This is a genomic window from Variovorax sp. LjRoot84 (genome assembly GCF_964254305.1).
In the GTDB taxonomy this organism is placed as follows: domain Bacteria; phylum Pseudomonadota; class Gammaproteobacteria; order Burkholderiales; family Burkholderiaceae_C; genus Variovorax.
The window spans coordinates 1,886,067-1,910,466 of record NZ_CAXUTE020000001.1 but is presented as its reverse complement, the minus strand read 5'-3'; the positions used below and the strand labels follow the sequence as shown (position 1 = coordinate 1,910,466).

At 67.5% G+C, this 24,400-nt stretch carries 22 protein-coding genes and 3 pseudogenes; 13 read left to right on the top strand and 12 right to left on the bottom strand.

The features are described from left to right. Positions 1 to 13: 13 nt before the first annotated feature. Positions 14 to 1,675: an energy-dependent translational throttle protein EttA gene (ettA, locus tag ACSQ9I_RS09930; protein ID WP_093102226.1), complete on the bottom strand. Its 1,662-nt coding sequence runs from the start codon at positions 1,673 to 1,675 to the stop codon at positions 14 to 16. 213 nt (positions 1,676 to 1,888) lie between these two features. On the opposite strand from ettA, the gene ACSQ9I_RS09925 reads away from it, so the two are divergent. The 3 genes and pseudogenes from ACSQ9I_RS09925 to ACSQ9I_RS09915 all read left to right on the top strand — a co-directional run. Next, positions 1,889 to 3,139, top strand: coding sequence for a methyltransferase domain-containing protein (locus tag ACSQ9I_RS09925; protein WP_436313063.1), 1,251 nt, complete (start codon positions 1,889 to 1,891; stop codon positions 3,137 to 3,139). 178 nt (positions 3,140 to 3,317) lie between these two features. Then, complete coding sequence (locus ACSQ9I_RS09920; RefSeq protein ID WP_436313062.1) at positions 3,318 to 5,144, top strand: DEAD/DEAH box helicase; 1,827 nt, start codon at positions 3,318 to 3,320, stop codon at positions 5,142 to 5,144. Between the two features lie 50 nt (positions 5,145 to 5,194). Further along, positions 5,195 to 5,366 (top strand): annotated as a pseudogene (locus ACSQ9I_RS09915) (5'-nucleotidase C-terminal domain-containing protein); the annotation flags it as partial. 176 nt (positions 5,367 to 5,542) lie between these two features. Here the strand turns inward: ACSQ9I_RS09915 and ACSQ9I_RS09910 are convergent. The 7 genes and pseudogenes from ACSQ9I_RS09910 to ACSQ9I_RS09880 form a co-directional block, all read right to left on the bottom strand. Next, positions 5,543 to 6,120 (bottom strand): annotated as a pseudogene (locus ACSQ9I_RS09910) (DUF3501 family protein). A gap of 39 nt (positions 6,121 to 6,159) precedes the next feature. Beyond that, entirely contained in the window at positions 6,160 to 7,230 is a 1,071-nt protein-coding gene (locus tag ACSQ9I_RS09905; protein ID WP_436308788.1) for an ABC transporter ATP-binding protein, read from the bottom strand. A gap of 12 nt (positions 7,231 to 7,242) precedes the next feature. After that, positions 7,243 to 8,094: a carbohydrate ABC transporter permease gene (locus tag ACSQ9I_RS09900; protein WP_093102220.1), complete on the bottom strand. Its 852-nt coding sequence runs from the start codon at positions 8,092 to 8,094 to the stop codon at positions 7,243 to 7,245. Continuing rightward, positions 8,091 to 8,960 (bottom strand): carbohydrate ABC transporter permease, encoded by an 870-nt coding sequence (locus ACSQ9I_RS09895; RefSeq protein WP_436290709.1) that lies wholly within the window; start codon positions 8,958 to 8,960, stop codon positions 8,091 to 8,093. Before ACSQ9I_RS09895 ends, ACSQ9I_RS09900 begins: the two co-directional genes overlap by 4 nt. Positions 8,961 to 9,052: 92 nt before the next feature. Continuing rightward, on the bottom strand, positions 9,053 to 10,429 hold the full coding sequence (locus tag ACSQ9I_RS09890; RefSeq protein ID WP_436313061.1) for an ABC transporter substrate-binding protein: 1,377 nt from the start codon (positions 10,427 to 10,429) through the stop codon (positions 9,053 to 9,055). Between the two features lie 71 nt (positions 10,430 to 10,500). Next, on the bottom strand, positions 10,501 to 11,244 hold the full coding sequence (locus ACSQ9I_RS09885) for a FadR/GntR family transcriptional regulator (RefSeq protein WP_436303433.1): 744 nt from the start codon (positions 11,242 to 11,244) through the stop codon (positions 10,501 to 10,503). 17 nt (positions 11,245 to 11,261) lie between these two features. Then, a complete protein-coding gene (locus ACSQ9I_RS09880) occupies positions 11,262 to 12,209 on the bottom strand; it encodes a 2-hydroxyacid dehydrogenase (protein WP_436313060.1) in 948 nt (315 codons plus the stop codon). A gap of 259 nt (positions 12,210 to 12,468) precedes the next feature. Here ACSQ9I_RS09880 and ACSQ9I_RS09875 point away from each other — a divergent pair. The 4 genes and pseudogenes from ACSQ9I_RS09875 to ACSQ9I_RS09860 all read left to right on the top strand — a co-directional run. After that, a pseudogene (locus ACSQ9I_RS09875) lies at positions 12,469 to 12,756 on the top strand (dihydroxy-acid dehydratase domain-containing protein); the annotation flags it as partial. 100 nt (positions 12,757 to 12,856) lie between these two features. Next, positions 12,857 to 13,753, top strand: a complete 897-nt coding sequence (locus ACSQ9I_RS09870; protein ID WP_436313059.1) for a 2-dehydro-3-deoxygalactonokinase — start codon at positions 12,857 to 12,859, stop codon at positions 13,751 to 13,753. Then, entirely contained in the window at positions 13,750 to 14,391 is a 642-nt protein-coding gene (locus tag ACSQ9I_RS09865) for a 2-dehydro-3-deoxy-6-phosphogalactonate aldolase (RefSeq protein WP_093102211.1), read from the top strand. Before ACSQ9I_RS09870 ends, ACSQ9I_RS09865 begins: the two co-directional genes overlap by 4 nt. An 8-nt stretch (positions 14,392 to 14,399) precedes the next feature. Next, entirely contained in the window at positions 14,400 to 15,164 is a 765-nt protein-coding gene (locus ACSQ9I_RS09860; RefSeq protein WP_436313058.1) for an aldolase, read from the top strand. Here the strand turns inward: ACSQ9I_RS09860 and ACSQ9I_RS09855 are convergent. Genes ACSQ9I_RS09855 through ACSQ9I_RS09840 form a run of 4 tightly spaced genes read right to left on the bottom strand, consistent with a single transcriptional unit; the run spans position 15,146 to position 18,989 of the window. After that, positions 15,146 to 15,847: an SDR family oxidoreductase gene (locus tag ACSQ9I_RS09855; RefSeq protein ID WP_436313057.1), complete on the bottom strand. Its 702-nt coding sequence runs from the start codon at positions 15,845 to 15,847 to the stop codon at positions 15,146 to 15,148. The two genes, ACSQ9I_RS09860 and ACSQ9I_RS09855, sit on opposite strands and share 19 nt — an antisense overlap. Positions 15,848 to 15,875: 28 nt before the next feature. Beyond that, complete coding sequence (locus tag ACSQ9I_RS09850) at positions 15,876 to 17,279, bottom strand: MATE family efflux transporter (protein WP_436313056.1); 1,404 nt, start codon at positions 17,277 to 17,279, stop codon at positions 15,876 to 15,878. After that, positions 17,276 to 18,532, bottom strand: a complete 1,257-nt coding sequence (locus tag ACSQ9I_RS09845; protein WP_436313055.1) for an MFS transporter — start codon at positions 18,530 to 18,532, stop codon at positions 17,276 to 17,278. The genes ACSQ9I_RS09850 and ACSQ9I_RS09845 overlap by 4 nt, the downstream gene beginning before the upstream one ends. Then, positions 18,525 to 18,989 carry a MarR family winged helix-turn-helix transcriptional regulator gene (locus ACSQ9I_RS09840; RefSeq protein ID WP_436313054.1) on the bottom strand — a complete coding sequence of 155 codons (465 nt, stop codon included), beginning with the start codon at positions 18,987 to 18,989 and terminating at the stop codon, positions 18,525 to 18,527. The genes ACSQ9I_RS09845 and ACSQ9I_RS09840 overlap by 8 nt, the downstream gene beginning before the upstream one ends. Positions 18,990 to 19,041: 52 nt before the next feature. On the opposite strand from ACSQ9I_RS09840, the gene ACSQ9I_RS09835 reads away from it, so the two are divergent. The 6 genes from ACSQ9I_RS09835 (at position 19,042) to gloA (ending at position 24,399) form a co-directional block, all read left to right on the top strand. After that, positions 19,042 to 19,590 (top strand): PaaI family thioesterase, encoded by a 549-nt coding sequence (locus ACSQ9I_RS09835; RefSeq protein ID WP_436313053.1) that lies wholly within the window; start codon positions 19,042 to 19,044, stop codon positions 19,588 to 19,590. 121 nt (positions 19,591 to 19,711) lie between these two features. After that, complete coding sequence (locus ACSQ9I_RS09830) at positions 19,712 to 20,746, top strand: Fe(3+) ABC transporter substrate-binding protein (protein ID WP_436313052.1); 1,035 nt, start codon at positions 19,712 to 19,714, stop codon at positions 20,744 to 20,746. A gap of 76 nt (positions 20,747 to 20,822) precedes the next feature. Then, complete coding sequence (locus tag ACSQ9I_RS09825) at positions 20,823 to 22,463, top strand: ABC transporter permease (RefSeq protein ID WP_436313051.1); 1,641 nt, start codon at positions 20,823 to 20,825, stop codon at positions 22,461 to 22,463. Continuing rightward, positions 22,460 to 23,146, top strand: a complete 687-nt coding sequence (locus ACSQ9I_RS09820) for an ABC transporter ATP-binding protein (RefSeq protein WP_436313050.1) — start codon at positions 22,460 to 22,462, stop codon at positions 23,144 to 23,146. Before ACSQ9I_RS09825 ends, ACSQ9I_RS09820 begins: the two co-directional genes overlap by 4 nt. Before the next feature lie 82 nt (positions 23,147 to 23,228). Next, positions 23,229 to 23,915, top strand: coding sequence for a glutathione S-transferase family protein (locus ACSQ9I_RS09815; protein ID WP_436313049.1), 687 nt, complete (start codon positions 23,229 to 23,231; stop codon positions 23,913 to 23,915). A 43-nt stretch (positions 23,916 to 23,958) separates the two neighbouring features. Continuing rightward, a complete protein-coding gene (gene gloA, locus ACSQ9I_RS09810; RefSeq protein WP_436313048.1) occupies positions 23,959 to 24,399 on the top strand; it encodes a lactoylglutathione lyase in 441 nt (146 codons plus the stop codon). Position 24,400 lies beyond the last annotated feature (1 nt).

The following is a 24,400-nucleotide window of genomic DNA, read 5'->3' as shown; positions in this document are numbered from 1 at the left end:
GTTCAGCGCATTGTTACTTCAGCGCCTTGAAGCGCATCCGGTGCGGCTTGGCACCCTCTTCGCCCAGGCGCTTCTTCTTGTCGGCCTCGTACTCCTGGTAGTTGCCGTTGAAGAAGGTCCACTGGCTGTCGCCTTCGGCCGCGAGGATGTGGGTCGCGATGCGGTCGAGGAACCAGCGGTCGTGACTGATCACGAGCACCGAGCCCGCGAACTCGAGCAAGGCGTCTTCCAGCGCGCGCAGCGTTTCGACGTCCAGGTCGTTCGAGGGTTCGTCCAGCATCAGCACGTTGCCGCCGGCGATCAGGGTCTTGGCCAAGTGCAGGCGGCCGCGTTCACCGCCGGACAGCGTGCCGACCTTCTTCTGCTGGTCGGCGCCGTTGAAGTTGAAGCGCCCGGCATAGGCCCGGCTCGCCATCTGGAACTTGCCGACGTTGATGATGTCGAGGCCGTCCGAGATGTCCTGCCACACCGTCTTCTCGTTGGCGAGCGCATCGCGGTGCTGGTCGACGAAAGCCATCTTGACCGTCTGGCCGACCACCACCTCGCCGCTGTCCGGCTTCTCCTTGCCAGCGATCAGCTTGAAGAGCGTGGACTTGCCGGCGCCGTTGGGGCCGATGATGCCGACGATGGCGCCAGCCGGGATCTCGAAGCTCAGGTTGTCGATCAGCAGGCGATCGCCGAAGGACTTGCTGACGTTCTTGAACTCGAACACCTGGTTGCCCAGGCGCTCCGCCACGGGGATGAAGATTTCCTGCGTTTCGTTGCGCTTCTGGTATTCGAAATCGCTCAGCTCCTCGAAGCGGGCCAGGCGCGACTTGCTCTTGGCCTGGCGCGCCTTCGGGTTCTGGCGCGACCATTCGAGTTCCTTCTTCAGCGCCTTGGCGTGGGCTTCTTCGCCCTTCTGCTCCTGCGCCAGGCGCTCGCCCTTCTGCTCGAGCCAGGTGCTGTAGTTGCCCTTCCACGGAATGCCGCGGCCGCGGTCGAGTTCGAGAATCCACTCGGCCGCGTTGTCGAGGAAGTAGCGATCGTGGGTGATGGCCACCACGGTGCCCGGAAAGCGCTGCAGGAACACTTCGAGCCACTCGACCGATTCGGCGTCCAGGTGGTTGGTCGGTTCGTCGAGCAGCAGCATGTCGGGCTTGCTGAGCAACAGGCGGCACAGCGCCACGCGGCGCTTCTCGCCGCCCGACAGCACGCCGATGTTGGCTTCCCACGGCGGCAGGCGCAGCGCGTCGGCCGCGATCTCGAGCTGGTGCTCGGAATCGGTGCCGGCGGTCGCGATGATGGCTTCGAGCTGGGCCTGCTCGGCCGCCAGCGCGTCGAAGTCGGCGTCTTCCGCGCCATAGGCCACGTAAACCTCTTCGAGGCGCGCCTTGGCCGCGTAGACCGCGCCCATCGCTTCCTCGACCGACTCGCGCACCGTGTGCGCGGCGTTCAGCTTGGGCTCTTGCTCGAGGTAGCCGATCGTGAGGCCGGGCATCGGCAGCGCCTCGCCTTCGATCTCCTTGTCGATGCCGGCCATGATCTTGAGCAGCGACGATTTGCCCGAGCCGTTCAGGCCGAGCACGCCGATCTTGGCGCCGGGGAAGAAGGAAAGCGAAATGTCCTTCAAGATCTGCCGCTTTGGCGGCACGGTCTTGCTGACCTTGTTCATGGTGTAGACGTACTGGGCCATGTCTATCTCTGTTCGGTGATGGGGACTGCTCGGGGTGGTCGGGAAACCCGGCAACGATCTTGTGCGAGGATCGATGGCGAATCTGCCTTGCATGGCAGGCGCTTGCTGCTGCAGCGCGTTTTCCGACCGGGGGTTTGCTGCCAAGTCTAACGCAGGGGCCTCGATTCCTTGAACGGGGGCCTGAAGCGCTGCTATTCTCAGGCGCACCCGCCTATGTGTGCCGCACCCGCCCACGATGCCTTCGACCAGGCCAAGCAGCTCTTCTTCGACGGGCTGAAGGCCTTCGAAACAGCCCGCTTCGACGCCGCCGAGCAGCTCTTCCTGGCTTCGCTCGCGCTGCTCCCGGGACGCGTCTCGACCCTGATCAATCTCGCCGCCACGCAGCTGAAACTGTCGCGCCCGCAAGAGGCCCTGGCGGTGGCCGAGCAGGTGCTGGCGGTGGAGGCCGACAACGCCGATGCCTGGTTTCACAAGGCCACTGCGCTCGGCCAGTTGAATCGCCACCGGGAAGCGTTGGCCGGCTACGAGAAGGTGCTGCAGCTCGGCATCCTTCCCCCCGCCGAGCCATGGTTTCGCCACGGCCAGACCCTGCAGGCGCTGGATCGGCCCGAACAGGCGCTCGCCTCCTACGACCGCGCGCTGGGCGCGGACCCTGGCCTGGCCGAGGCCTGGAGCAATCGCGGCGGCATCCTGCGGGAGATGAAGCGCAACGAGGAAGCGGCCGACGCCTTCATGCAAGCCATGGCACAGGGTGCCGATCCGGAACTGCATCGCTACTACCTGGCATCCGTCTCCGCGCAGGCTGTTCCGGCGACGGCGCCGGCCCACTACGTCGAGACCCTTTTCGACGACTACGCCGATCAGTTCGATGCGCATCTGGTGGGCCTGCTCGGCTATCGCGCGCACAGCACGCTGGCCAGGCATCTGGCCGCATTGGGCCGCGGCCCTTTCCGCTCGGCGCTCGACCTCGGCTGCGGAACAGGGCTCTGCGCGCCGTTGCTGAAACCGATGACCCAAAGACTCGTGGGCGTCGACCTGTCCAGCCAGATGATGGACAAGGCACAGGCCCTCGGCCTCTACGACCGCCTGGTGCATGCGGACATCGTGGACTACCTGCGAGGCACGGACGAACGCTACGACCTGATCACGGCCGCCGACGTCTTCATTTACGTCGGCGATCTGGAACCAGTGTTCGCGGCGCTGGAAAAAGCCATGGAGCCGAACGGGATCTTCTGCTTTTCGGCCGAATGCGCTGCCCATGAAGGCGTCGACTTCGAACTGCTGCCGAGCCTGCGCTACGCCCATTCGGGACGCTATCTTCGCGCTCTGGCCATGCAACACGGCTTCGATGTTGTCCAGCTGATTCGCGCACCGATACGCGAAGACCAGCGCGAGCCAATCCAGGGCATGTTCGTTTATCTGAGCCGCGCCGAGGGCGGCGAAACCCGACTCATGCGACAATAGCGCCTGTTGCCGGGTCCAGTTGCCCGCAACGCCGGCCCTCCGCCGGGGACGACGAAGGCCCATCTCAAGGCTTTCAGGCTCCCACCCCTGACCCTCATTCGCCTTTACTGGCTCGACGTCGCCAAGACGCCGTAGCGGGCGAATACCACTGCGCCGTGTAAGGCGCTTGTTGAACTCAATGAACTTTGATGAACTGAAGCTGGCCCCGGCCATCTTGAAAGCCGTGCACGAGCAGGGCTACGAAACCCCCACCCCGATCCAGGCCCAGGCCATTCCTGCGGTGCTCGAGGGGCATGACCTGCTCGGCGGCGCCCAGACCGGCACTGGCAAGACGGCCGCTTTCACGCTGCCGATGCTGCACAAGCTCACGATGAGCCGCAGCGCCACCAACAAGTTCGGCGGCACCGGCGTGCGCGCCCTGGTGCTGACCCCCACGCGCGAACTCGCGGCCCAGGTCGAAGAGTCGATCCGCACCTACGGCAAGTACCTCCAGCTGAGCTCGACCGTGATCTTCGGCGGCGTCGGCATGAATCCGCAGATCAGCAAGCTCAAGAGCGGCGTCGACATCCTGGTCGCCACGCCCGGCCGCCTGCTCGACCTGCAGCAGCAAGGCATGCTCGATCTGGCCCAGGTGCAGATGCTGGTGCTCGACGAAGCCGACCGCATGCTCGACATGGGCTTCATCCACGACGTGAAGAAGATCCTCGCGCTGGTGCCGAAGGAAAAGCAGAGCCTGCTCTTCTCCGCGACCTTCAGCGACGAAATCCGCGACCTCGCCGCCACGCTGCTGAAGAACCCGCAGAGCATCCAGGTCACGCCGCGCAACACCACGGTGCAGCGCATCACGCAGGTGGTCCACCCGGTGGGCCGCGGCAAGAAGAAGGCGCTGCTCGCGCACATCATCAACGAGCACAACTGGAGCCAGGTGCTGGTGTTCACCCGCACCAAGTTCGGCGCCAACAACGTGGCCGAATTCCTGACCAAGAACGGCATCGAAGCGATGGCGCTGCACGGCAACAAGAGCCAGAGCGCGCGCACCCAGGCGCTGGCCGGCTTCAAGAGCGGCGAGATCCGCGCGCTGGTGGCAACCGACATCGCCGCCCGCGGCATCGACATCGACGATCTGCCGCACGTCGTGAACTACGAGATTCCCAACGTCAGCGAAGACTACGTGCACCGCATCGGCCGCACCGGCCGCGCGGGCGCGAGCGGAGAGGCGGTGAGCCTGGTCTGCCTCGACGAAGAAGGCTTCATGCAGGAGATCGAGCGCTTCACCAAGCAGCAGATCCCGGTCAAGCTGATCGACGGCTTCGGCCCCGAGGAAGGCGAGCGCGCCGAACCCATCGCGATGGGCCGCCAGACCATCTGGGGCGGCGCCGGCCGCCCGCCGAGCCGCGAAGTGATGCAAGCGGCGGCCAAGGCCGCGCGGCAGGAAATGATGCAGCGCATCCGCGACAACAAAGCGGGCCAGGGCGAGCAGCGCAGCGGCGGTGGCAATGGCGGCAATGGCGGCAATGGCGGCAATGGCGGCGGCCAGCGTCGCGGCGGCGGTGCCGGCCAGGGCGCACCGGCCGGCCGCAACGGCGGCGGCCAGGGCCAGCGCGGCCAGGGCGGCGGGCGTGGACAAGGCCCGGCGCGCGGACCGCAGGGTCCGGCACGCACGCCGCACCATGCACCGCACCACGCGGTGCAAGGCCACCTGCCGCACGAGGAGCGCCAGCCGCGCCATCACGGCAACAGCCACAGCCCGACGCAGGCCGATGCGGTCGCGCACCTGCGCGCCGAAGCGGTGGCCGGCGCGGCGGGCCAGCCCGATCCCTTGCGCACCAGCGTCGACAGCCTGGGCGGCCGCGGCCGTCGCGGCGGCGGTGGCTACGGCGGCAACCGGTCCGGCGGCGGTGGCCGTTCGGGCGGTGGCGGCGGTCGTTCAGGCGGTGGCTACGGCGGTGGCGGTGGCGGTGGCGGCGGCGGCTACGGCGGCGGTGGCCGCTCCTTCGGTCGCTGAGAACACGACCACTGCACAAAGGGCGCTTCGGCGCCCTTTTTCATGGGCCTCCGGCCGTCAACGGCGACGTCAGCTACGGCCCAGATCTTCAGCGTGCAGCCCTTCGGCAACAGCCTGGTCGTGAAGACGATGACGGGCGCGCAGATCAAGGCGATGCTCGAACAGCAGTTCAACAGCGGCACCAACACCGTGGCCGCATCGCGCGTGCTGCTGCCCTCGAGGTTGAGGCACTGCCGAGCAGCGCAGCGGCAGGCGGATCAGGGCTCGCGACTGCCTGAGCGAAGCGAGTTTGAGCGAGACCCCGCCTGACGCGAGCAGCGCAGGGAAGCCCGAAGGGCCAGTGACGTCGGCCGGCACAGGGCACACCGCCCGCCGCCGCGCCCCCAACGCTCTTGCGCCTAGCTCAAGTCGCCGGCCAGGCTCGCCAGCGTCTCCGGCGCGATGCTCGCGAGCGCCGGGTAGTTGCTGTGGTCGCAGCCCAGCTTGACGTTCGCGCCCGCGCGCACGGCAGCGCGCGCGGCATCGCCGAACTCGAAACGCACGAAGTGGACTGCCGAGGTCTTCTCGTCGTTCTCGCGCTCCATGTCTTCGTCGGCGATCGCGTAGATGCGCCCGTGGCCTTCGACCTCGACGAACATACGGTCCTCCACACCGATGAGCCGGGCCAGTTCGCGCTTGCGCTCGTGCGCGTCGGGGATCTCGATCAGAATGGTCGCCTTCCAGTTGCTGCCGTCGGGCACCAGGGCTGCGTAGGCATCGATCTCGCTCTGGATGCCCTCTTCGTCGAAGATCTTCTCGATGTGAGCATCTCCTGGATCTGGCGGCGGATCGTCGTCTCGTCTTCGAACTGGATGCTGACGTGCTCGCCCAGGCGCACCGTGCGCAGACGGCGGTGCGCGATGAACTCCGGCGCGCTGCTCTTGCGGATCTTCGCGTACGCCTCCAGCGTCAACAGGTTGTCTCGGGTGATGCTCAATAGGGGCCATTGACGCAAGCAATGAGCAAGGCGCAGCGCTCAGTTCAGCCGGCGACTGCTCTGCCTGTCGAACAGGTGCGCGCTGTCGGCGCCGATCACGAGGCCGATGATGTCGTCCGGCGCGGCATCGACGCGACCGTGCACCACCACGATGAGCTTCGCCTCGCCCACCTGCACCAGCAACTCGGTCTCGTTGCCGGTCGGCTCGACGACGATCACCTTCGCGGCCACGCCGCTGCCCGCGTTCGCGAGTCTGATGTCGCCGGGACGGATGCCGTAGTGCACCGCCTGCCCGTCCGCCGCCGCGGTCGCGCCCGGCGCCGGCCAGCGCGCGCCGTGCGCCTCCACGCTGCAGCCCTCGCCGTCGCGCCGGAACACGCCTTCGATCACGTTCATCGCCGGCGAGCCGATGAACTGCGCGACGAACAGGTTGTCAGGCCGGTCGTAGAGTTCCAGCGGCGTGCCGATCTGCTCGACGAGACCGTCGTGCATGACCACGATGCGGTCGGCCATCGTCATGGCCTCGATCTGGTCGTGCGTGACGTACACCGTGGTGGTCTTGAGCCGCTGGTGCAGGGCCTTGATCTCGGCGCGCATCGCCACCCGCAGCTTGGCGTCGAGATTGGACAGCGGCTCGTCGAACAGGAAGACCTTGGGATCGCGCACGATGGCACGCCCCATCGCCACGCGCTGGCGCTGCCCGCCCGAAAGCTCGCGCGGATAGCGCCCGAGCAGCGCATCGAGATTGAGGATCTTCGCGGCGTCGGCCACGCGCTGGTCGGTGACCGACTTGTCGGCATTGCGCAGGCGCAGGCTGAAACCCATGTTCTCGCCCACCGTCATGTGCGGATAGAGCGCGTAGCTCTGGAACACCATCGCAATGTCACGGTCCTTGGACTCGAGCTCGTTCACGACCCGGCCGTCGATCATGATCTCGCCGCCGGTGATGTCTTCCAGCCCGGCCAGCATGCGCAGCAGCGTGGACTTGCCGCAGCCCGAAGGGCCGACCAGCACGACGAATTCGCCGTCGGCGATGTCGAAGCCCAGTCCGTGCAGGATGTCGACCTTGCCGTAGGACTTCTTGACGTTGTTGAAGGAAACGGATGCCATGTTCTTGATCCCTTAGCTCTTGACGGCGCCGGCAGTCAGGCCGCCGACCATGTAGCGCTTGAACGCGTAGTAGATCGCCGCCGGCGGCAGCGCATAGATGAAGCCGGTGGCCATCAGCAATTCCCACGGCGAATCGTCGGCCGCCAGGAAGTTGCCCAGCGCCACCCCGAGCGTGATGTCGGTTTCGTTGGACAGCAGCAGGAAGGCGTAGAGGTATTCGTTCCAGGCCAGCAGCAGCGCGTAGGTGCCCACCGCCACCATCGAGGGCACCATCAGCGGCAGATACACCAGGCGAAACAGCTGCACCGGCGTGGCGCCGTCCATGCGCGCGGCCTCGTCGAGTTCGTAGGGCAGCTTGTCCGAGGCCTGCTTGAGCACCCAGATGCAGTAGGGCGAGGCGATGGTGACCATCGCGAAGATCAGCGACCACTGGTTGTTGAGCAGCCCGTAGTTGGCCATCGTCTTGTACATCGGCACCGCCAGGAAGGCAGCCGGGATGAAGTAGGTGAACAGGGCCATGTTGAGCACCGTGCGCCCGCCCCGCACCCGCAGCCGGCTGATGGCGAAGGCGGCGGTGGTGGCCACCATCAAGGTGATCAGCCCGACCGCGATCGCAATGACAAGCGAGTTGCCGAGCTGCTGCCAGAAGTGCGACAGGTAGAAATGCTTCTGCTGGAACACGGTCTCGAAGTTCTGCAGCGTCGGGTTCTTGGGCCATAGCCGGCCCGAGGTAGCCGATTCGCGCTCTGATATCGCAAACAGGAACATGTGGTAGACCGGGATGATGGTCCACAGGAACACCGGGATGCCGATCAGCAACAGCTTGGCTTCGGCGGTGACGGAGCGCAGGGTCCATCGCTTCATTTCGACAGCCTCTTCATCATGAAATACACCAGCGGCAGTACCAGCGGCAGCGCCACCACGATCGAGGACATCGCCACATCCATCTGGTCCAGCCGCAGGTAGCGGATGCCCAGGGTGGCCAGCACGTGCGTCAGGTCGGCCGGCCCGCCGCCCGTGAGCAGGTAGACACTGTTGAAATCGCCCAGCGTCCAGATCGCCGACAGGATGGTCGACGTGATGTAGAGCGTGCGCATCGCCGGCCAGGTGATGAAGCGGAACTTCTGCCAGTTGCTGGCGCCGTCGACCGAAGCGGCTTCGTACTGTTCGGCCGGAATCGACAGGCGCCCGGCCACCAGGATCAGCGTCCAGAACGGCAGCGACTTCCAGATATGCATCAGCATCGACAGAGACAGCGCCAGCGTCGGGTCATTGAGCCAGTTCGGTCCGTCGAGCCCCGTGAGGCGGAAGATCACCGAGTTGATGACGCCCCACTCCGGATTGAGCATGAAGCGCACCGACAGGATGGTCGGAATCGAGGGCACCGCCCAGGGCAGGATGAAGAGCACCGAGAGCGCCTTGATCCACCAGCGCGTCTTGATGAAGAAGCCCGACAGCACCAGCGCGGCGATCATCTTGAGATTGATCGCCACCACCAGGAACACGATGGTGTTGATGGCGCTGCGGAAGAAGATCGGATCGTCGAACAGCTTCGTGTAGCTGGACGGGTGCCGGGCCAGCCAGAGGCCGTAGCCCACCGGGTACAACACGAACACCGCGAACACGAGCAGGTAGGGAACGACGAACAGGCGCCCCCAGAATTCCCAGCGGGTCAGGCTACGGGACGCCGGCGCCGCGACGTGCGGCAATGTGCTAACAGCTTGAGTCATGGTTCAGTTCACCCCGATGTCGTTCAAGCGGAGAAGATGATGGACAGGCGGACGGCCGCGGCGCCGAGCCGCGGCCGGACCGATTCAGAGGGTCAGCCCGCAACCGCCTTGATGCGCGCGATCATCTCGTCCACGGCCTTGTCCACCGGCACCTTCTCGTTGAGGATCCGGTTCGCCGCCTTGGCCCACACGTTCTCGTTGTTGAGCACCGTGAACTTGTAGTTCTTGGTGAATTCGAATGGCGAGGTGCCGGCCATGAACTGGTTGTAGACGGCCGTACGGTGCGGGTCCTGCTTCCAGAAAGCACTTTGCTGCGCCGCCTTGGTCACCGGGAACCAGCGCCCGAGCGAGCCTTCGACGTAGGGCGTGAGATTGGCGTCGTCGAGCAGGAAGGCGACGAACTTCTTCGCGGCATCCTTGTTCTTGGCGTCCTTGAAGATCACGCCGGTCTTCACGGCCGCGCGGTACACCATCTTGGAGCCGTCGGGTTTGTTCGGGAAGCCTGCTGTCGCGATCTTCTCGGTGTAGTTCACCTTGGCGGCGTCGCGCTGCGCTTGCGTAAGCGATTGGTTGTTCGAGGCGTCGAGTTGCGTGGCGGCGATCGAGATCGTCGCGTTATGCGTCAGGACGGTCGTCTTGTTGGCAAAGGCGACGTTGTTGTCCGGATCCTTCCAGTTGGTAGCAGACGGCGGCGCGCAACCCTTCGAATACACCTGTGTGTAATCGGTCAGCGCGTTGATCAGGCCCTGGCGAACCGCCGGATCATCGACCAGCAGCTTGCCCGCGTCGTTGACCAGCTTGACGTTGTAGGCGTCCATGAAAGTCAGGAACGAGAAGAACGAGTCGCTCGAGTCCACGCCCAGCGGCTGGCCGATGCCGAAGCTGCGGGTACCGGACTTTTGACGATGGGCTGGTTGCACCTTGTCGCACCAGAAGCTCCAGTAGCTTTTCCAGTCGGCTGGGATGTCGCTCTCCTTGAAGCCCGCCTCGGCCAGCATGTCCTTCCAGTACTGGATGTGCATGGTCTGCTGCTTGATCGGGTAGGCGTAGTAGGCGCGGCTCTTGGTGGTGTCGTTGTAGAGGAAGGTGGTGGCCAGCGCCGCAGGCTCGAACTTGGCGCGCATCGGGTCGAGGATGCTGGTCACGTCTTCGAGCTTGCCGTCGTAGGCCCACTTGGCCGTGACCTGGAAGTCGTAGACGTCGCCATAGGCCACGTCGGGCGGATTGCCGGCGTCGAGCGCAGCCACCGACTTCGGAACCATTTCCTGCGGCGCGTAGAGCGACAGCTCGACCTTGATCTTCGGGTTCTTGGCCTCGAATTTCTTGATGGCTGCGTACAGCGCGTCGTCCTCCGCCTTGTAGAAGCCCTTGCCCCACCAGACGGTGAGCTTCTCCTGCGCCGCGGCCTGGCCGGCGGCAGCGAGCCCCAGCGCGACCAGCGCGGGAATCATGAGTGCCTTGAATTTCATGCTGTGTCTCCTTTTTTTGACGATGGGTGCTCGATCCATGAGCGTTGCTGGGAAAGGGATGCGGGCGCGCCTCAAGCGGCCTTGAGCCGCGGCGGTGACCGACCGAGGCGCGGCAGGCGGCGGCGCGAGCCGACCACCTCTTCGATGTCCTCGCGCGCACCGTCGATGAGCTTGATGATCGCGCGCTCGGCGCGCGCCGGGTTGTGGGCGATGACCGCATCTAGCACCGCCCGATGCAGAGGCAGCGACAAGGTCGGTCCGTCCTTCTTGGCGGTCGAGAGCTCGAAGCTGGTGCGCAGCAGCGCGTTCAGCGCCTTGCTCATCTGGGCCAACATGCGGTTGCCGGCAGCGACCAGCAGTCCGTGGTGAAAGCGCAGGTCGCTGGTGACGTAGTCGCCGCCGTATTCCACTGCCTGCTTCATGCCGGCGTAGGCCTCTTCGATCTCCTCGATGTCGGCCGGGGTGGCGCGTTCGGCCGCTAGCCGAACGGCTGCCGGCTCGACCACGCGCCGCAGGTCCAGCAGGTCGCGCAGGAACTCGGGCGTGAGGCCGGCGCGAGCCTGCCAGGTGATCACATCGGGATCGAACCAGTTCCACCGGTCCTCCGGCAGCACGCGCGTGCCGACCTTCGGCCCCGTGACGATCAGGCCCTTGGCGACCAGCGATTTCACCGCTTCGCGCACCACCGTGCGGCTGACGCCGAACTCCTCGCACAGCAGCGGCTCCGCGGGCATCGGCGCGCCGATGGCATAGCGGCGCGACACGATCGCCTCGCCGAGCAGCTCGAGCGTGCGGCCGTGGGTGTTCTTGGTCATGGTGCCGCGTCGCGCCTTCAGGCATCCACCGGCGTCAGCAAGGGCGCCCCTGCGAAATGCGCGCGCAGGTTGTCGAAAGTCAGTTGCGCCATGGCCTCGCGCGTCTGCTTCGTGCCGCTGGCCATGTGCGGCGTGAGCACCACGTTCGGCATGGCGCGCAATTCGGCCGGCACCTGCGGCTCGTTGGCGTAGACGTCGAGCGCGGCACCGGCAATGACGCCCTTCGAGAGCGCGGCGATCAGCGCCGCTTCGTCGACCACGCTGCCGCGCGCCACGTTGACCAGATAGCCCTGCGGACCGAGCGCCTCGAGCACGCGCGCATCGATCAGGCCGCGCGTCGCCGCGCCGCCCGGCGTGATGACGACCAGGAAGTCGACGGCAGCAGCGAGCGAGACCGCATCCGGGTGGTAGGCGTAGTCGACCTCTGCGCGCGGCGAACGCGCGGTGTACGCGATCTGCATGTCGAAGGCCCGCGCACGGTGCGCGATGGCCTGTCCGATGCGGCCCATACCGACCACGCCCAGGCGGGCGCCCGTGACCTTGCGGCTCAGCGGGAACGGGCCCTTCGGCCACTCGCCTTCGCGCACGAAGCGGTCGGCCTGGGGAATGCGCCGCGCGATCGAGAGCAACAAGCCGATCGCCAGATCGGCCACGTCGTCGTTCAGCACCTGCGGCGTGTTGGTGACCGGCACGCCGCGCTCGTGCGCCGCGGCCACGTCGACGCCGTCGTAGCCGACACCGAATACCGATATCACTTCCAGCGCCGGCAGGCGGGCCATCAGCTCGCGCGGCACCTTGGCTTCGCCGTTCGCAACGACCGCGCGGATGCGCGGGGCAGCGGCCGAGAAGGCCTCGGGCTCGTTGACGTGCGTCCGATCGTGCACCGTGTACTCGCGGTGCAGCGCGTCCATCAGGAAGGGCATCAACGGCGCGACGACCAGCACCTCGGGGCGGGTGGCGCTCATTGAGCAACCTCCGCGCTGCGCGCTGCGGTATTCGCCTTGGGAGCGGCCCGGCGGCTCATGCTTCGATGCGTCATTTGCATCGGCTGCTTGCGCGTTGCGTTCAATGAATGGGGCATGTCTTGTCTCCTGCGAGGACCGAGATTTCCCTAGACCTCGATCCAATGTCGGGGCTTATCATATGATGATTGAAATACCGGTCCGGCAGGACAAACCCTGATTCGCCGAGGCCGCAGATTGGCCCACCGCGGAGACAAGACAGATGAGCGCCCCACCCCGGAAACCCGCGCACGAACTGCGCAGCCAGCAATGGTTCGGCCGCCACGACCGCGATGGCTTCATCTACCGCAGCTGGCTCAAGGGCAAGGGCGTTCCGCACGACCAGTTCGACGGCCGGCCGGTGATCGGCATCTGCAACACCTTCAGCGAGCTCACGCCCTGCAACTCGCACTTCCGCACGCTCGCCGAGCAGGTGAAGATCGGCGTCTACGAGGGCGCGCCGGCGCGAGAAATGGACTGCCCCGAAACCGCCCTTGGACTCCGGCTACTGGAAGCTCTACGTCGACAACGTGCTGCAGGCCGACCAGGGCGCCGACCTCGGATTCCTGCGCGGCAAACGGGGCTCCTTCGTTCCAAGAGACAATCACTGAATGCACTTAATCGCCGTTGATTGGGGTACCAGCTCATTACGCGGCGCGCGGCTCGACGGCAAGGGCCACGTGCTCGAGGAGCGCGAGCATCCGCGCGGCATCCTCACGGTCCCGCCGGGTGGCTTCCCGGTCGTGTTCGAAGAATTGTTCGGCGACTGGATGCGCCCGACCGGCAGCTTCTGCCTGATCTCGGGCATGGCCGGCAGCAAGCAGGGCTGGGTCGAGGCGCCCTACTGCGCCTGCCCCTCGGGCCGGGTCGAAGTGGGCAACGCGATCGTCGAGATCGAGCCCGGCCGCATCGCGATCGTGCCCGGCCTCAGCGACCTGCACGACGGCGTGCCCGATGTGATGCGCGGCGAAGAAGTGCAGATCTTCGGCGCCATGGCGCTGACGGGCCTTGCCGACGGCGTTTTCGTGCTGCCCGGCACGCACAACAAGTGGGCCACGGTGAAGCGGGGCCGCGTGACGGGCTTCCGCACCTTCATGACCGGCGAGTTCTATGCGCTCCTGAGCCGGCACTCGATCCTGGCACGCACGCTCGATGCAGAGGCGCCGCTGGACGAAGTCGCCTTTCTCGAAGGCGTGACGCAGGCCGACAACGGCCAGGGCCTGTTGCACAACGCCTTCGGCGCGCGCACGCTGGCGCTGTTCGAGCGCATGTCGGCCGGCGATCTCTCGAGCTACCTGTCGGGGCTTCTGATCGGCGAGGAGCTGCGCACCCAATCGATCCACGCCGCCGGCGACCTGGTGCTGATCGGCACGCCGGCGCTGACGCAGCGCTACCTGCTGGCGCTGCAGGCCTCGGGCAATACCGCGCGGACGCTGGGCGCCGAGGCTACCTGGGCCGGCCTGCACGCGCTGTCGGCATTCCTCAACGCAAACAGAACAAGGCCATGACTTCGCCTCTGGACAAATTCTCCGCCGCCATGCAGCAGTTGCCGCTGGTGGCGATCCTGCGCGGTCTGACGCCAGCCGAGGCGCCGGAGGTCGGCGATGCGATCGTCGAAGCCGGCTTCCGGCTGCTCGAAGTGCCGCTCAATTCGCCGCAGCCGCTCGAAAGCATCGCACTCCTGCGCCGGCGCTTTCCGGATGCGCTGGTCGGCGCCGGCACGGTGCTCGATGCGCAGCAGGTGCGCGAGGTGCATGCGGCCGGCGGCGAGCTGATCGTGGCGCCCAACTTCAATGCCGAGGTGCTGGCCGAAGCGGCGCGCCTCGGGCTCGTGAGCCTGCCCGGCGTGATGACGCCGACAGAGGCCTTCGGCGCGCTCGCGGCAGGCGCCAGCGGGCTCAAACTCTTCCCCGCCGAACTGGCCTCGCCCGCGGTGGTGAAGGCCTTGCTCGCGGTGCTGCCCAAGGGCACGCCGCTGATGCCCGTGGGTGGCATCACGCCCGGCAACATGGCTGCCTGGCGCGAAGCCGGCGCGGCCGGTTTCGGCATCGGCTCGGCGCTCTACAAGCCCGGCAAGAGTGCCGCCGCCGTACGCGAGGCCGCGCTGGATTTCGTCGCTGCCTTCAACGGCAGCCGGCGCACCTGAGGATCGCCATGTCTGCAGAATCCGACTACGCCAGCCCCGCCGTCCGCATCCTGCGCGACAACCTCGCGCTGGCGCTGCGCGCCGCCTCGCACCATGGCCTCTCCGAGGGCGTGTGCAACCATTTCAGCGTCGCGCTGCCCGGTGCGCAGGACCGCTACCTGATCAACCCGCGCGGCCTGCACTGGAGCGAGATCGGCCCCGATGACATCGTGCTGATCGACATGCACGGCGAGGTGCTGGCTGGCCGCCATCGCGTCGAGCCCACCGCCCTCTTCATCCACGGCGCGGTGCATCGCATTACCGGCCGCGCGGTGGTCCTGCATTGCCACATGCCCTATGCGACCGCCCTGACGCTCACCGCCGATCGCGCGCTCGACCCGACGCTGAGCCAGAACGCGATGCGCTTCATGAACCGCATCGCCATTGATGCGCAGTACAACGGGCTGGCGCTCGACAACCGCGAGGGCGAACGCATCGCCCATGCGATGGCCGGCAAGGACGTGGCCTTCCTCGCCAACCACGGCGTGATCGTGGCCGGCGCGCACATCGCCCATGCCTACGACGACCTCTACTACCTCGAGCGCGCCTGCCTGCACCAGGTGATCGCGCAATCCACCGGCCGGCCGCTGGTGCCGGTCGACGCGGCGCTGGCCGCGCACGTGGCGGCGCAGATCCAGGGCGAGCGCGAGCAGTCCGACCTGTTCTTCGAGGCGCTTCGCCGGCTGCTGCCCGCGCCGCGTCCCGAACGCCCGCTTCAGCGCGCGGCCGCGTAGGCAGGCGGGTCCGCCACCAAGCCCTGCTTGACCTGGCGCGTCACCGCGTCGGCCAGCACTTCGGGCAGGCCGGCCTCGACGGCGGCGAAAGTCTGCTTCGCCACATCGTCGGGCGATGTCTTGTCGCCCGGCACATGGCTCGCCATGTCCGTATCCATGAACGCCACGTGCACGCTGACGACCTGCGTGCCCTGCTCACGCAATTCGTTGCGCAGGCCGTTGCTGAGCGACCATGTGGCCGACTTCGAGGTGCTGTAGGTGGCCGCGCCCGGCAGGCTGATCCAGCTCAGCGCCGACAGCACGTTGACGATGGCGCCGCCGCCGTTCTGCGCCAGCACCGGCGTGAAGGCACGGCTCAAGGCCCAGGGGCCGAAGAAGTTGGTCTCGAACTCGGCGCGCGCCGCATCCACGGCGTCCGGCGACAGCAGGCCCGAGCCGCGCGAGATGCCGGCGTTGTTGACGAGCAGGGTCACGTCGCCGCAGGCGCGAGCGGCCGCTTCGACCTGTTCGGGCTTGGTCACGTCGAGCGCGACGGCGTGCACGCCTTCGAGCGTGATGGATTTCGGGTCGCGCGCGGCCGCGTAGACCTTCTTCGCGCCGGCCGCGAGCGCTGCACGTGCGTAGGCGAGCCCGAGGCCGCGGTTGGCGCCGGTGATGAAAACGACGGAGTCCTTGATCTTCATGGAAAGCTTTCGGTAATGAGTGGAGGATTCAGGTCTGCTGAACGCGCCGCAGCAGCCCGGCCGTGGTGCGCGGCCAGCCGACACGGCCGAACCAGGCGCCGCCGGCGATCGACGATGCGATGACGATGCCGTAGACGACCAGCCCGGCGCCCTGCGCGACGAATACTTGACTCAGCTGGCCGCCCCAGCGCAACGCGAGCCAGCCGCCGATCCCGGCCACCGCCAGCCGCGCGATGTTGCCGAGCACCGGCCACAGAAGGCGGCCCGCGCCCTGCGAAGCGAAGTACAGAACCAGCCCGACGCCGAAGAAGCCGTAGAAGGGCCCGACCGCACGCAGGTACTGCGAGCCCGCTTCGAGCATCGCCGGATCGCTGCCGAAGAGCATCAGCCAGGGCCTCGGGAACAGCGCGGCCGCGAGGCCGATGGTCTCGGTGAGCACGAAGGCCATCGCCGCGCCCGCCCAGGTGGCGCGCAGGGCGCGTTCGCGCTGCCCCGCGCCGATGGCGGTGCCGACCATCGCGACCAGCGGCGCGCCGAGGCCGAACACCAGCGGCACCAGCAGGTATTCGAGCCGCGAGGCGGTGCCGTAGCCGGCGATCGCACCGGGGCCGAACTGGCCTGCCAGCGCGGTCGCGATGCCGATCGACAGGTTGGTGGCCACGGTCGAGACCGCGCCCACGAGGCCGACGCGCAGGATGTCGGCGAACAGCGGCCACTGGAAGCGCGCCTTCGCCCATGAGGGCTTGAGCAGGCTGCGGCTCCCGCGCAGGTAGGCCCACAGCGCGAGCGTGCCGGCCAGGTAGTAGAGCAAGAGCGCGATCGCGCCGCCGGCGATGCCCATGCCGGGAATCGGACCCCAGCCGAAGATCAGCAAGGGCGACAGCGGCACCAGCACCACCACGCCGGCGACCGTCACGTTGGCCGGCACCGACATGTTGCCTGTGCCGCGGATCACCGCCGCCAGCGAATTGAAGAGCCACACCAGCACCGCGCCGGCGAACACCCAGTTCGAATAGGTCAAGGCCGCGTCGAGCGAAGCGCCGGTGCCGCCCATCAGCGCATAGAGCCAGCGCCCGCCGAAGAGGAGCGCCAGCGTGAACACGAGGCCGAAGCCGAGCGCGATCAGGATCGCATGCAGCACCAGCGAATCGGCATCGTCGCGGCGCCGCGCACCGAGCGCGCGTGCGATCGCCGAGGCAATGCCGCCGCCCATCGCGCCGGCCGAGGTCATCTGCATCAGCATCACGATCGGGAACACCAGCGCCATGCCGGCCAGCGCATCGGTGCCGAGCTTGCCGACGAAGTAGGTCTCGATCAGGCCGACAGCGGCCTGCGCGACCATCACCAGGACGTTGGGCGCGGCCAGGCGCAGCAGCGTGGGGATGATCGGCGCCCCGAGCAGAAGGCGCGTGCGCGGGTCGACACTGCTCATGCTGCCGCCTTCGCCATCAGCGCCGGCCGAGGCTCGCGGATTGGCAGGTTGATCAGCGCTGCGCCGGCAGCCAGCGCGATGTCGATGTACCAGACGATGTCGTAGCTGCCCGTCACCTGGAACACGTAGCCGCCGAGGAAGGCGCCCAGGAAGCCGCCGACCTGGTGCGCCAGCATCACGACGCCAAACAGCATCGCCATGTTGGCCGGGCCGAACATCTTGGCGACCAGGCCCGCGGTCGGCGGCACGGTCGAGAGGAAGGTGATGCCCATCACCGCCGCGAACACCATCATCACGGCCGGCGTTTTGGGCGCTAGCAGGAAGATCAGCACCGCGATGCCGCGCGTCGCATAGAGCAGCGCCAGCAGCGACTTCATGCGCCAGCGCCCGACAGCCCAGCCCATCGCCAGGCTGCCGACGATGTTGAAGAGGCCGATGACGCCCAGCGCCCAGCCTCCGATCTCCGGCGGCAGGCCGCATGCCGCCACCACGCCCGGCAGGTGGGTGGCCAGGAAGGCGACGTGGAAGCCGCAGACCAGAAAGCCCAGGCTCAGGTAGCGGTAGCTCGGCGTGGCGAGCGCCTGGCCGATCGCCTGCCGTGCCGTGAGCGGATTCGTGCCGCTCGCTGCTGCCGACTGGGCCGCGAGCAGATTGGAATTGCCCTTCAGCACGAAGACCGCGGGCAAGGCCAGCAGGATCAGCACGCCGAGCCATTGCATCGCACTGGCCCAGCCGACGCCGGCCATCAGCGCGATCGCGATCGGCGCCATCGCGAACTGGCCGAAGGAACCGCCGGCATTCACCACGCCGGTGGCCAGGCCGCGCTTGGCCGGCGGCACCATGCGCGTGACGGCGGCCATCAGCACCGAAGGCCCGGCCATGCCGGCGCCGCCGGCGGCCAGCACGCCGATCGCGAAGATCAGGCCGGCGGTCGTCGTCATCAGCGGCGTGATGATGGTGCCCAGCGCCACCAGCAGCACGCCGATGAAGATCACGCGGCCGGTGCCGATCCGGTCGGCCACCGCGCCCGCGAAGGGCTGCGTGAGGCCCCACCAGAGCTGGCCGAAGGCGAAGGCCAGGCTGATGCTGCCGATGCCCAGGCCGGTGGACGTGTTGAGCGAGGAGAGGAAGAGCCCCATCGTCTGACGCACGCCCATGGTGAGCGCGAAGGTGCCGGCGGCGGCCAGCAGCACCAGCCACAGGGCGTAGCGCGCCACAGGCGTGGCGGGCGCGGCGGTCGTCTTGTCATTCATCCACATCTCCCTCTTCGGCAGCGCCAGCGGGTTGCAGCAGCGCGATGCTCTCGTCGATCAGCGCGTGCAGCGCGATGACCCGCTCGATGCCGAGCAGGGCGTTGAGTTTTTCCTGTGCCGTGCGCCAGTGGCGCTGCGCTTCGCTGCGCTTCTTGCGGCCGGCCTCGGTGATCGCGATCAGCCGGCTGCGTGCATCGGGCCCGTCGCCCTGCGTCAGCCAGCCCGCCGCGACCAGCGGCTTGAGATTGCGCGTCAGCGTCGACGCGTCGATGTTCATCGCATGCGCGAGATCGCTCGGGCGCAGCGGCCCGAGGTGCAAGACATGCGACAGCAGCGAGTACTGCGTGGTCTTGAGGCCGCTCTTCGTGACCTCGATGTCGTAGTGGCGGGCGACCTGGCGCAGGAGGCGCCGCAGCCGGAAATTGGTACAGCCTTGCGGCTTTGCGATAGCATCCATGCCATCCATTGTAGCTACAATAATTGTATATGCAACCTTTAAAGGAATTCGAATGAACGCGATGGAGCAACTGGCGGCCTGGATCGCCGAGGAAGAAACGATTGCGGAGCGGCTGAATGCGGGCCCTGGCCCCGGCCTGGCGCGGCCCGAACAGCTCGCAGGCAAGACCGGCCTGGAGATGATGGAAGCCATGCTGCGCGCCGAAATCCCCTACGCCGCCATCGCGAGGACGCTGGATTTCTTGCTCATCTCGGTAGCCCCCGGCCGGGCGGTGTTCCAGGGCACGCCGCTCCCGCGGCACCTGAATCCGCTGGGCACCATCCATGGCGGCTGGTTCGCCACCCTGCTCGACTCGGCGCTGGGCTGCGCGGTCCACACCATGATGCCGGCCGGCCGCGCCTACACCACGGCCGAGCTCGGCGTGAACCTCGTGAAGGCGCTGACGCCCAAGGTCCCGCGCGTGCGCGCCGAGGGCAAGGTGATCCACTGCGGGCGCCAGCTCGCCACCGCCGAGGCGCGGCTGGTCGGCGCCGACGGCACGCTCTACGCGCATGCCACCACCACCTGCCTGGTTTTCGACATCCCGCCACGGCGCGAGTAGGCCCTGCGCCGGTAAGCACAAAGGTCGAAACCTGGCCCTCCAAGAGTGATAATGATTCGTATCGGCGTTCGCAAACGAACGGACGCCGGTGCTTTTTACAAATCGACTCTGGAGAAGCCCCATGACCGCACGCCTTTGCGCGCTGACCTGCATCGCCGCCGCCTGCCTGGCCGGCGCCTTGCCCGCCCACGCGGCCGAGGAACTCACGCTCTACACCACGCGCGAGCCCGGCCTCATCCAGCCCCTGATCACCGCCTTCAGCACGCAAAGCGGCGTCAAGGTCAACACGGTGTTCGTGAAGGACGGGCTGCTCGAGCGCGTCAAGGCCGAAGGCGCCCGCTCGCCGGCCGACGTGCTCATGACTGTGGACATCGGCAACCTGATGGACCTGGTCGACGGCGGCGTCACCCAGCAGGTGAAATCGGCGGCGCTGGAATCGGCCATTCCGGCCAACCTGCGCGGCGCCGACGGCCAATGGTTCTCGCTGTCGATGCGCGCGCGCGTGCTATACGCCGACAAGAGCCTCCCGCTCACGTCCTTCCGCTATGAAGATCTCGCGAATCCCAAGTACAAGGGCAAGGTCTGCATCCGCGCCGGCCAACATCCCTACAACACGGCGCTGGTCGCATCGCTGATCGCGCACGACGGCGAGGCCAAGGCCGAGCAGTGGCTGCGCGGCGTCAAGGCCAATCTGGCGCGCAAGGCCACCGGCGGCGACCGCGACGTGGCGCGCGACATCCTGGGCGGCATCTGCGACATCGGTCTCGCCAACTCCTACTACGTGGGCCAGATGAAGGGCTCGAAGGAAGGCAGCGACGCGCGCAAGTGGGGCGATGCCATCAAGGTGATCCGGCCGACCTTCGCCAATGCCAAGAGCGGCGGCACGCACGTCAACATCAGCGGCGCCGCGGTCGCGAAGAACGCGCCGAACCGCGCGAATGCGGTCAAGCTGCTCGAGTTCCTGGTGTCGGAGCCGGCGCAGGCCTTCTACGCCGAGACCAACTACGAATACCCGGTGCGCAAGGGCGTGGCGCTCGATTCGATCATCGCCTCCAGCATCGGTGAACTGAAGGTCGACCCGCTGCCCATCACCGAGATCGCCAAGTACCGCAAGCAGGCCAGCGCACTGGTGGACAAGGTCGGTTTCGATCAGTGACGCGCCGCCGGGCCGCCCCAAGGCGCGTCAGCCCCTTCGGGGGGCAGCGAGGACACGAAGTGCCGAGCGTGGGGGTATGAAAGCGGTTGGGCCCGTCTGGCGGGCCGCGTCGATCCTCATCGCGCTCGGCGTGCTCGCGCCGGTTCTCAGCCTGGCTTGGCTCGCGCTGGGTTCGGGCCTGCAGCATTGGGCACACCTCGCAGAGCACGTGCTGCCGCAGGCCGCGCTCAACACCGCGATGCTGCTGGCCGGCGTGGGCGTGCTGGTGCTGGTGATCGGCACCGGCTGCGCCTGGCTGGTCACGGCCTGCGACTTCCCGGGGCGACGCGTGCTGCACTGGGCCCTGCTGCTGCCGCTGGCCATGCCGACCTACATCGTCGCCTTCGCCTACCTCGACTTGCTGCACCCGATCGGACCGGTGCAGGGGGCTCTCCGCTGGGCGCTGGGCTTCGACAGCCCGCGCCAGTTCCGCCTGCCCGACTTGCGCTCGATGCCGGGCGCGATCTTCGTGCTCGGCTTCGTGCTCTACCCCTACGTCTACATGACCGCGCGCGCCATGTTCATGACCCAGCCTGCCCACCTGATGGAAGCGGCCCGCACGCTGGGCGAAAGCCGCGGCGGCGCCTTCTTCCGCGTCGCGCTGCCGCTCGCCCGGCCCGCGTTGGCCGTGGGCCTGAGCCTGGCGCTGCTCGAGGCGCTCAACGACATCGGCGCTTCGGAATTCCTCGGCATCCAGACGCTCACGGTCGCGGTCTACACGACCTGGATCACGCGCTCCGACCTGGCCGGGGCGGCACAGATCGCCTGCGCCATGCTCATCGTGGTGGTGGCGCTGGTGCTGCTCGAACGCAATGGCCGGCGCCATCAGCGTTTCGGCTCGGCGCAGCGCATGCGCGCGATCCAGCCGCGCCGCCTGCACGGCGCAGCGGCCTGGGCGGCGAGCGCCGCCGCCGCGCTGCCGGTCGCGATCGGTTTCGTCGCGCCGGCGCTCTACCTGGTCTGGGAAACGGCCAAGCGGCTGCGCCAGGGCGGCGGCATCTCCGACGGCCTGCTCGCGAGCCTGGGCAACACCCTCGCGCTGGCCGCCGGCGTGACGCTGGCCGCGGTCGCGGCCGGCCTGGTGGTGGCCTGGGCGGTGCGCAGCCAGGGCTCGACAGTCAACCGCGCGCGCTGGCAGGCGCGGGTCGCCACGCTCGGCTACGCGGTGCCGGGCACGGTGCTGGCCATCGGCCTGCTCACGCCGGCGCTGGCTTTCGACGCCGCGCTCGGCGCGCTCATGGGCCGCGAAGGACTGCCGCTGATGAGCGCCGGCATCGTGCTCGTCATCGCCTGCGCGATCCGCTTTCTCGCGATGCCGGTCGGCGGCATCGAAGCCGGGCTGGCGCGCATCCCGCCGGCGCTCGAACAGGCCTCGCGCCTGCTCGGCGAAACGGCCGGCGGCACGCTGCGACGCGTGCATCTGCCGCTTTTGCAGCCGGCCATCGCCGCGGGCGCGCTGCTGGTGTTCGTCGATGCCATGAAGGAGCTGCCGGCCACCCTGCTGCTGCGGCCCGCGAACTTCGACACGCTGGCGACCTGGCTCTACGCGGAGGCCGCGCGCGGCACCTACGAAGAAGGCGCCATCGCCGCGCTAGCGATCGTGCTCGCCGGGCTCTTGCCCGTGATCCTGCTGGCGCGCAACCAGTTGGGCACGCATCCGGAGACCCTGCGAGCATGAGCGCAACCCTCCAACTCGACGGCGTGCGCCTCGCCTATGACGGCGCACGCGGGCTGCACACCGTGGTCGACGGCTTCTCGCTCGCGCTCGACGCCGGCCGCATCGGCTGCCTGCTCGGCCCTTCCGGCTGCGGCAAGACCACGGTGCTGCGCGCGATCGCGGGCTTCGAACCGGTGCGCGCCGGGCAGATCCTGCTCGGCGACAAGCTGCTGTCCTCGCCCACCACCCACATCCCGCCCGAACAGCGCCGCGTCGGCATGATGTTCCAGGAGTACGCGCTGTTCCCGCATCTCACGGCGGCGCAGAACGTGGGCTTCGGCCTGCGGCGGCTGGCGCGTGCGGAGCGCGATGCACGCGTGGCGGCGATGCTCTCGCTGGTGGGCCTGGCGGAGGCCGGCGAACGCTATCCGCACGAACTCTCGGGCGGACAGCAGCAGCGCATCGCATTGGCCCGCGCGCTCGCACCGGCACCCGCGCTGCTGCTGCTCGACGAGCCTTTCTCCAACCTCGATGCCGGCACGCGCGAGCGCCTGACGGCCGAGGTGCGCGAGATCCTCAAAACCGCCGGCCAGACCGCGATGCTGGTCACGCACAACGAGGCCGAGGCGCAGGCCATGGCCGACCATGTGGGCGTCATGCACAACGGCCGGCTGACGCGCTGGACCGGCGGAACTGCGGAATGACGCACATGGGCTTTTTCAGAAAAGGTCTTTGAGCCCCGCAAGAATCGCGCTTTTGATTCACTTGAACAACACGAAAGCACGCATGACCGCCCAACTCACTCTCGTCAGCCACCTGCTGTGCCCCTACGTCCAGCGCGCCGCGATCGCGCTGCTCGAAAAGGACGTAGCCTTCGAACGCGTCGTGATCGACCTCGCGCAGAAGCCGAACTGGTTCGTCAAAATCTCGCCGCTCGGCAAGGTGCCGCTGCTGCGGGTGCCGCAGGCCGACGGCAAGGAAGCCGTTCTGTTCGAAAGCAACGTGATCTGCGAATACCTCGAAGAAACCCAGCCCGGCCCGCGCCTGCATCCTGAAGACCCGCTCGCGCGCGCCGAGCACCGGGCATGGATGGAATTCGGCTCCGCGATCCTCGCGGACCTGTGGGGCTACGAGACCACGCGCGATGCCGAAGTGTTCGAGCAGAAGCGGCAGGCGCTCGTTGCCAAGTTCGCACGCGTCGAGGCCGCGCTGGGCGATGGGCCCTACTTCGCCGGCACGCGCTTCAGCCTGGTCGATGCGGTCTTCGCGCCGATCTTTCGCTACTTCGATGTCTTCGACCAGATCAGCGATTCGCACATCTTCGACGCGACGCCGAAAGTGCGCGCCTGGCGTAAGGCGCTCGCGGAACGCCCCAGCGTGCGCCATGCCGTGGTGCCCGAGTATCCACAGCACCTGCGCGCCTTCCTGCAGAAGCACGAAGCGCATTTGCTGACACTCGCCGGCCGCGCCTGAACCGACAATCGCCGGCGACAACCACTCTGCACCACCCCACGAGATGCGACTTCTCCACACCATGCTGCGCGTTGGCAATCTCCAGCGCTCGATCGACTTCTATACGCAAGTGCTCGGCATGCAACTGCTGCGCACCTCGGAGAACCCCGAGTACAAGTACAGCCTGGCCTTCGTCGGCTACGAGGGCAACCCGGCCCAGGCCGAGATCGAGCTGACATACAACTGGGGCACCGAAAGCTACGAACTCGGCACGGCCTACGGCCACATCGCGCTCGGCGTGCCCGATGCCTATGCGGCCTGCGAGAAGATCAAGGCCGTGGGCGGCAACGTCACGCGCGAGGCCGGCCCCGTCAAGGGCGGCACCACGGTGATCGCCTTCGTGACGGATCCGGACGGCTACAAGATCGAATTAATACAAGATAAATCAAAGGCTTACGCAGACAGCCGCCAAAGCGACGCCGAAAAGGACGCTTTGCGCAGCTGAG

What these genes read in the sequence shown, in the direction of transcription:
- ettA (WP_093102226.1), bottom strand. Translation starts at nt 1,675, where the DNA reads ATGGCCCAGTACGTCTACACCATGAACAAGGTCAGCAAGACCGTGCCG.
- ACSQ9I_RS09925 (WP_436313063.1), top strand. Translation starts at nt 1,889, where the DNA reads ATGTGTGCCGCACCCGCCCACGATGCCTTCGACCAGGCCAAGCAGCTC.
- ACSQ9I_RS09920 (WP_436313062.1), top strand. Translation starts at nt 3,318, where the DNA reads ATGAACTTTGATGAACTGAAGCTGGCCCCGGCCATCTTGAAAGCCGTG.
- ACSQ9I_RS09905 (WP_436308788.1), bottom strand. Translation starts at nt 7,230, where the DNA reads ATGGCATCCGTTTCCTTCAACAACGTCAAGAAGTCCTACGGCAAGGTC.
- ACSQ9I_RS09900 (WP_093102220.1), bottom strand. Translation starts at nt 8,094, where the DNA reads ATGAAGCGATGGACCCTGCGCTCCGTCACCGCCGAAGCCAAGCTGTTG.
- ACSQ9I_RS09895 (WP_436290709.1), bottom strand. Translation starts at nt 8,960, where the DNA reads ATGACTCAAGCTGTTAGCACATTGCCGCACGTCGCGGCGCCGGCGTCC.
- ACSQ9I_RS09890 (WP_436313061.1), bottom strand. Translation starts at nt 10,429, where the DNA reads ATGAAATTCAAGGCACTCATGATTCCCGCGCTGGTCGCGCTGGGGCTC.
- ACSQ9I_RS09885 (WP_436303433.1), bottom strand. Translation starts at nt 11,244, where the DNA reads ATGACCAAGAACACCCACGGCCGCACGCTCGAGCTGCTCGGCGAGGCG.
- ACSQ9I_RS09880 (WP_436313060.1), bottom strand. Translation starts at nt 12,209, where the DNA reads ATGAGCGCCACCCGCCCCGAGGTGCTGGTCGTCGCGCCGTTGATGCCC.
- ACSQ9I_RS09870 (WP_436313059.1), top strand. Translation starts at nt 12,857, where the DNA reads ATGCACTTAATCGCCGTTGATTGGGGTACCAGCTCATTACGCGGCGCG.
- ACSQ9I_RS09865 (WP_093102211.1), top strand. Translation starts at nt 13,750, where the DNA reads ATGACTTCGCCTCTGGACAAATTCTCCGCCGCCATGCAGCAGTTGCCG.
- ACSQ9I_RS09860 (WP_436313058.1), top strand. Translation starts at nt 14,400, where the DNA reads ATGTCTGCAGAATCCGACTACGCCAGCCCCGCCGTCCGCATCCTGCGC.
- ACSQ9I_RS09855 (WP_436313057.1), bottom strand. Translation starts at nt 15,847, where the DNA reads ATGAAGATCAAGGACTCCGTCGTTTTCATCACCGGCGCCAACCGCGGC.
- ACSQ9I_RS09850 (WP_436313056.1), bottom strand. Translation starts at nt 17,279, where the DNA reads ATGAGCAGTGTCGACCCGCGCACGCGCCTTCTGCTCGGGGCGCCGATC.
- ACSQ9I_RS09845 (WP_436313055.1), bottom strand. Translation starts at nt 18,532, where the DNA reads ATGAATGACAAGACGACCGCCGCGCCCGCCACGCCTGTGGCGCGCTAC.
- ACSQ9I_RS09840 (WP_436313054.1), bottom strand. Translation starts at nt 18,989, where the DNA reads ATGGATGCTATCGCAAAGCCGCAAGGCTGTACCAATTTCCGGCTGCGG.
- ACSQ9I_RS09835 (WP_436313053.1), top strand. Translation starts at nt 19,042, where the DNA reads ATGAACGCGATGGAGCAACTGGCGGCCTGGATCGCCGAGGAAGAAACG.
- ACSQ9I_RS09830 (WP_436313052.1), top strand. Translation starts at nt 19,712, where the DNA reads ATGACCGCACGCCTTTGCGCGCTGACCTGCATCGCCGCCGCCTGCCTG.
- ACSQ9I_RS09825 (WP_436313051.1), top strand. Translation starts at nt 20,823, where the DNA reads ATGAAAGCGGTTGGGCCCGTCTGGCGGGCCGCGTCGATCCTCATCGCG.
- ACSQ9I_RS09820 (WP_436313050.1), top strand. Translation starts at nt 22,460, where the DNA reads ATGAGCGCAACCCTCCAACTCGACGGCGTGCGCCTCGCCTATGACGGC.
- ACSQ9I_RS09815 (WP_436313049.1), top strand. Translation starts at nt 23,229, where the DNA reads ATGACCGCCCAACTCACTCTCGTCAGCCACCTGCTGTGCCCCTACGTC.
- gloA (WP_436313048.1), top strand. Translation starts at nt 23,959, where the DNA reads ATGCGACTTCTCCACACCATGCTGCGCGTTGGCAATCTCCAGCGCTCG.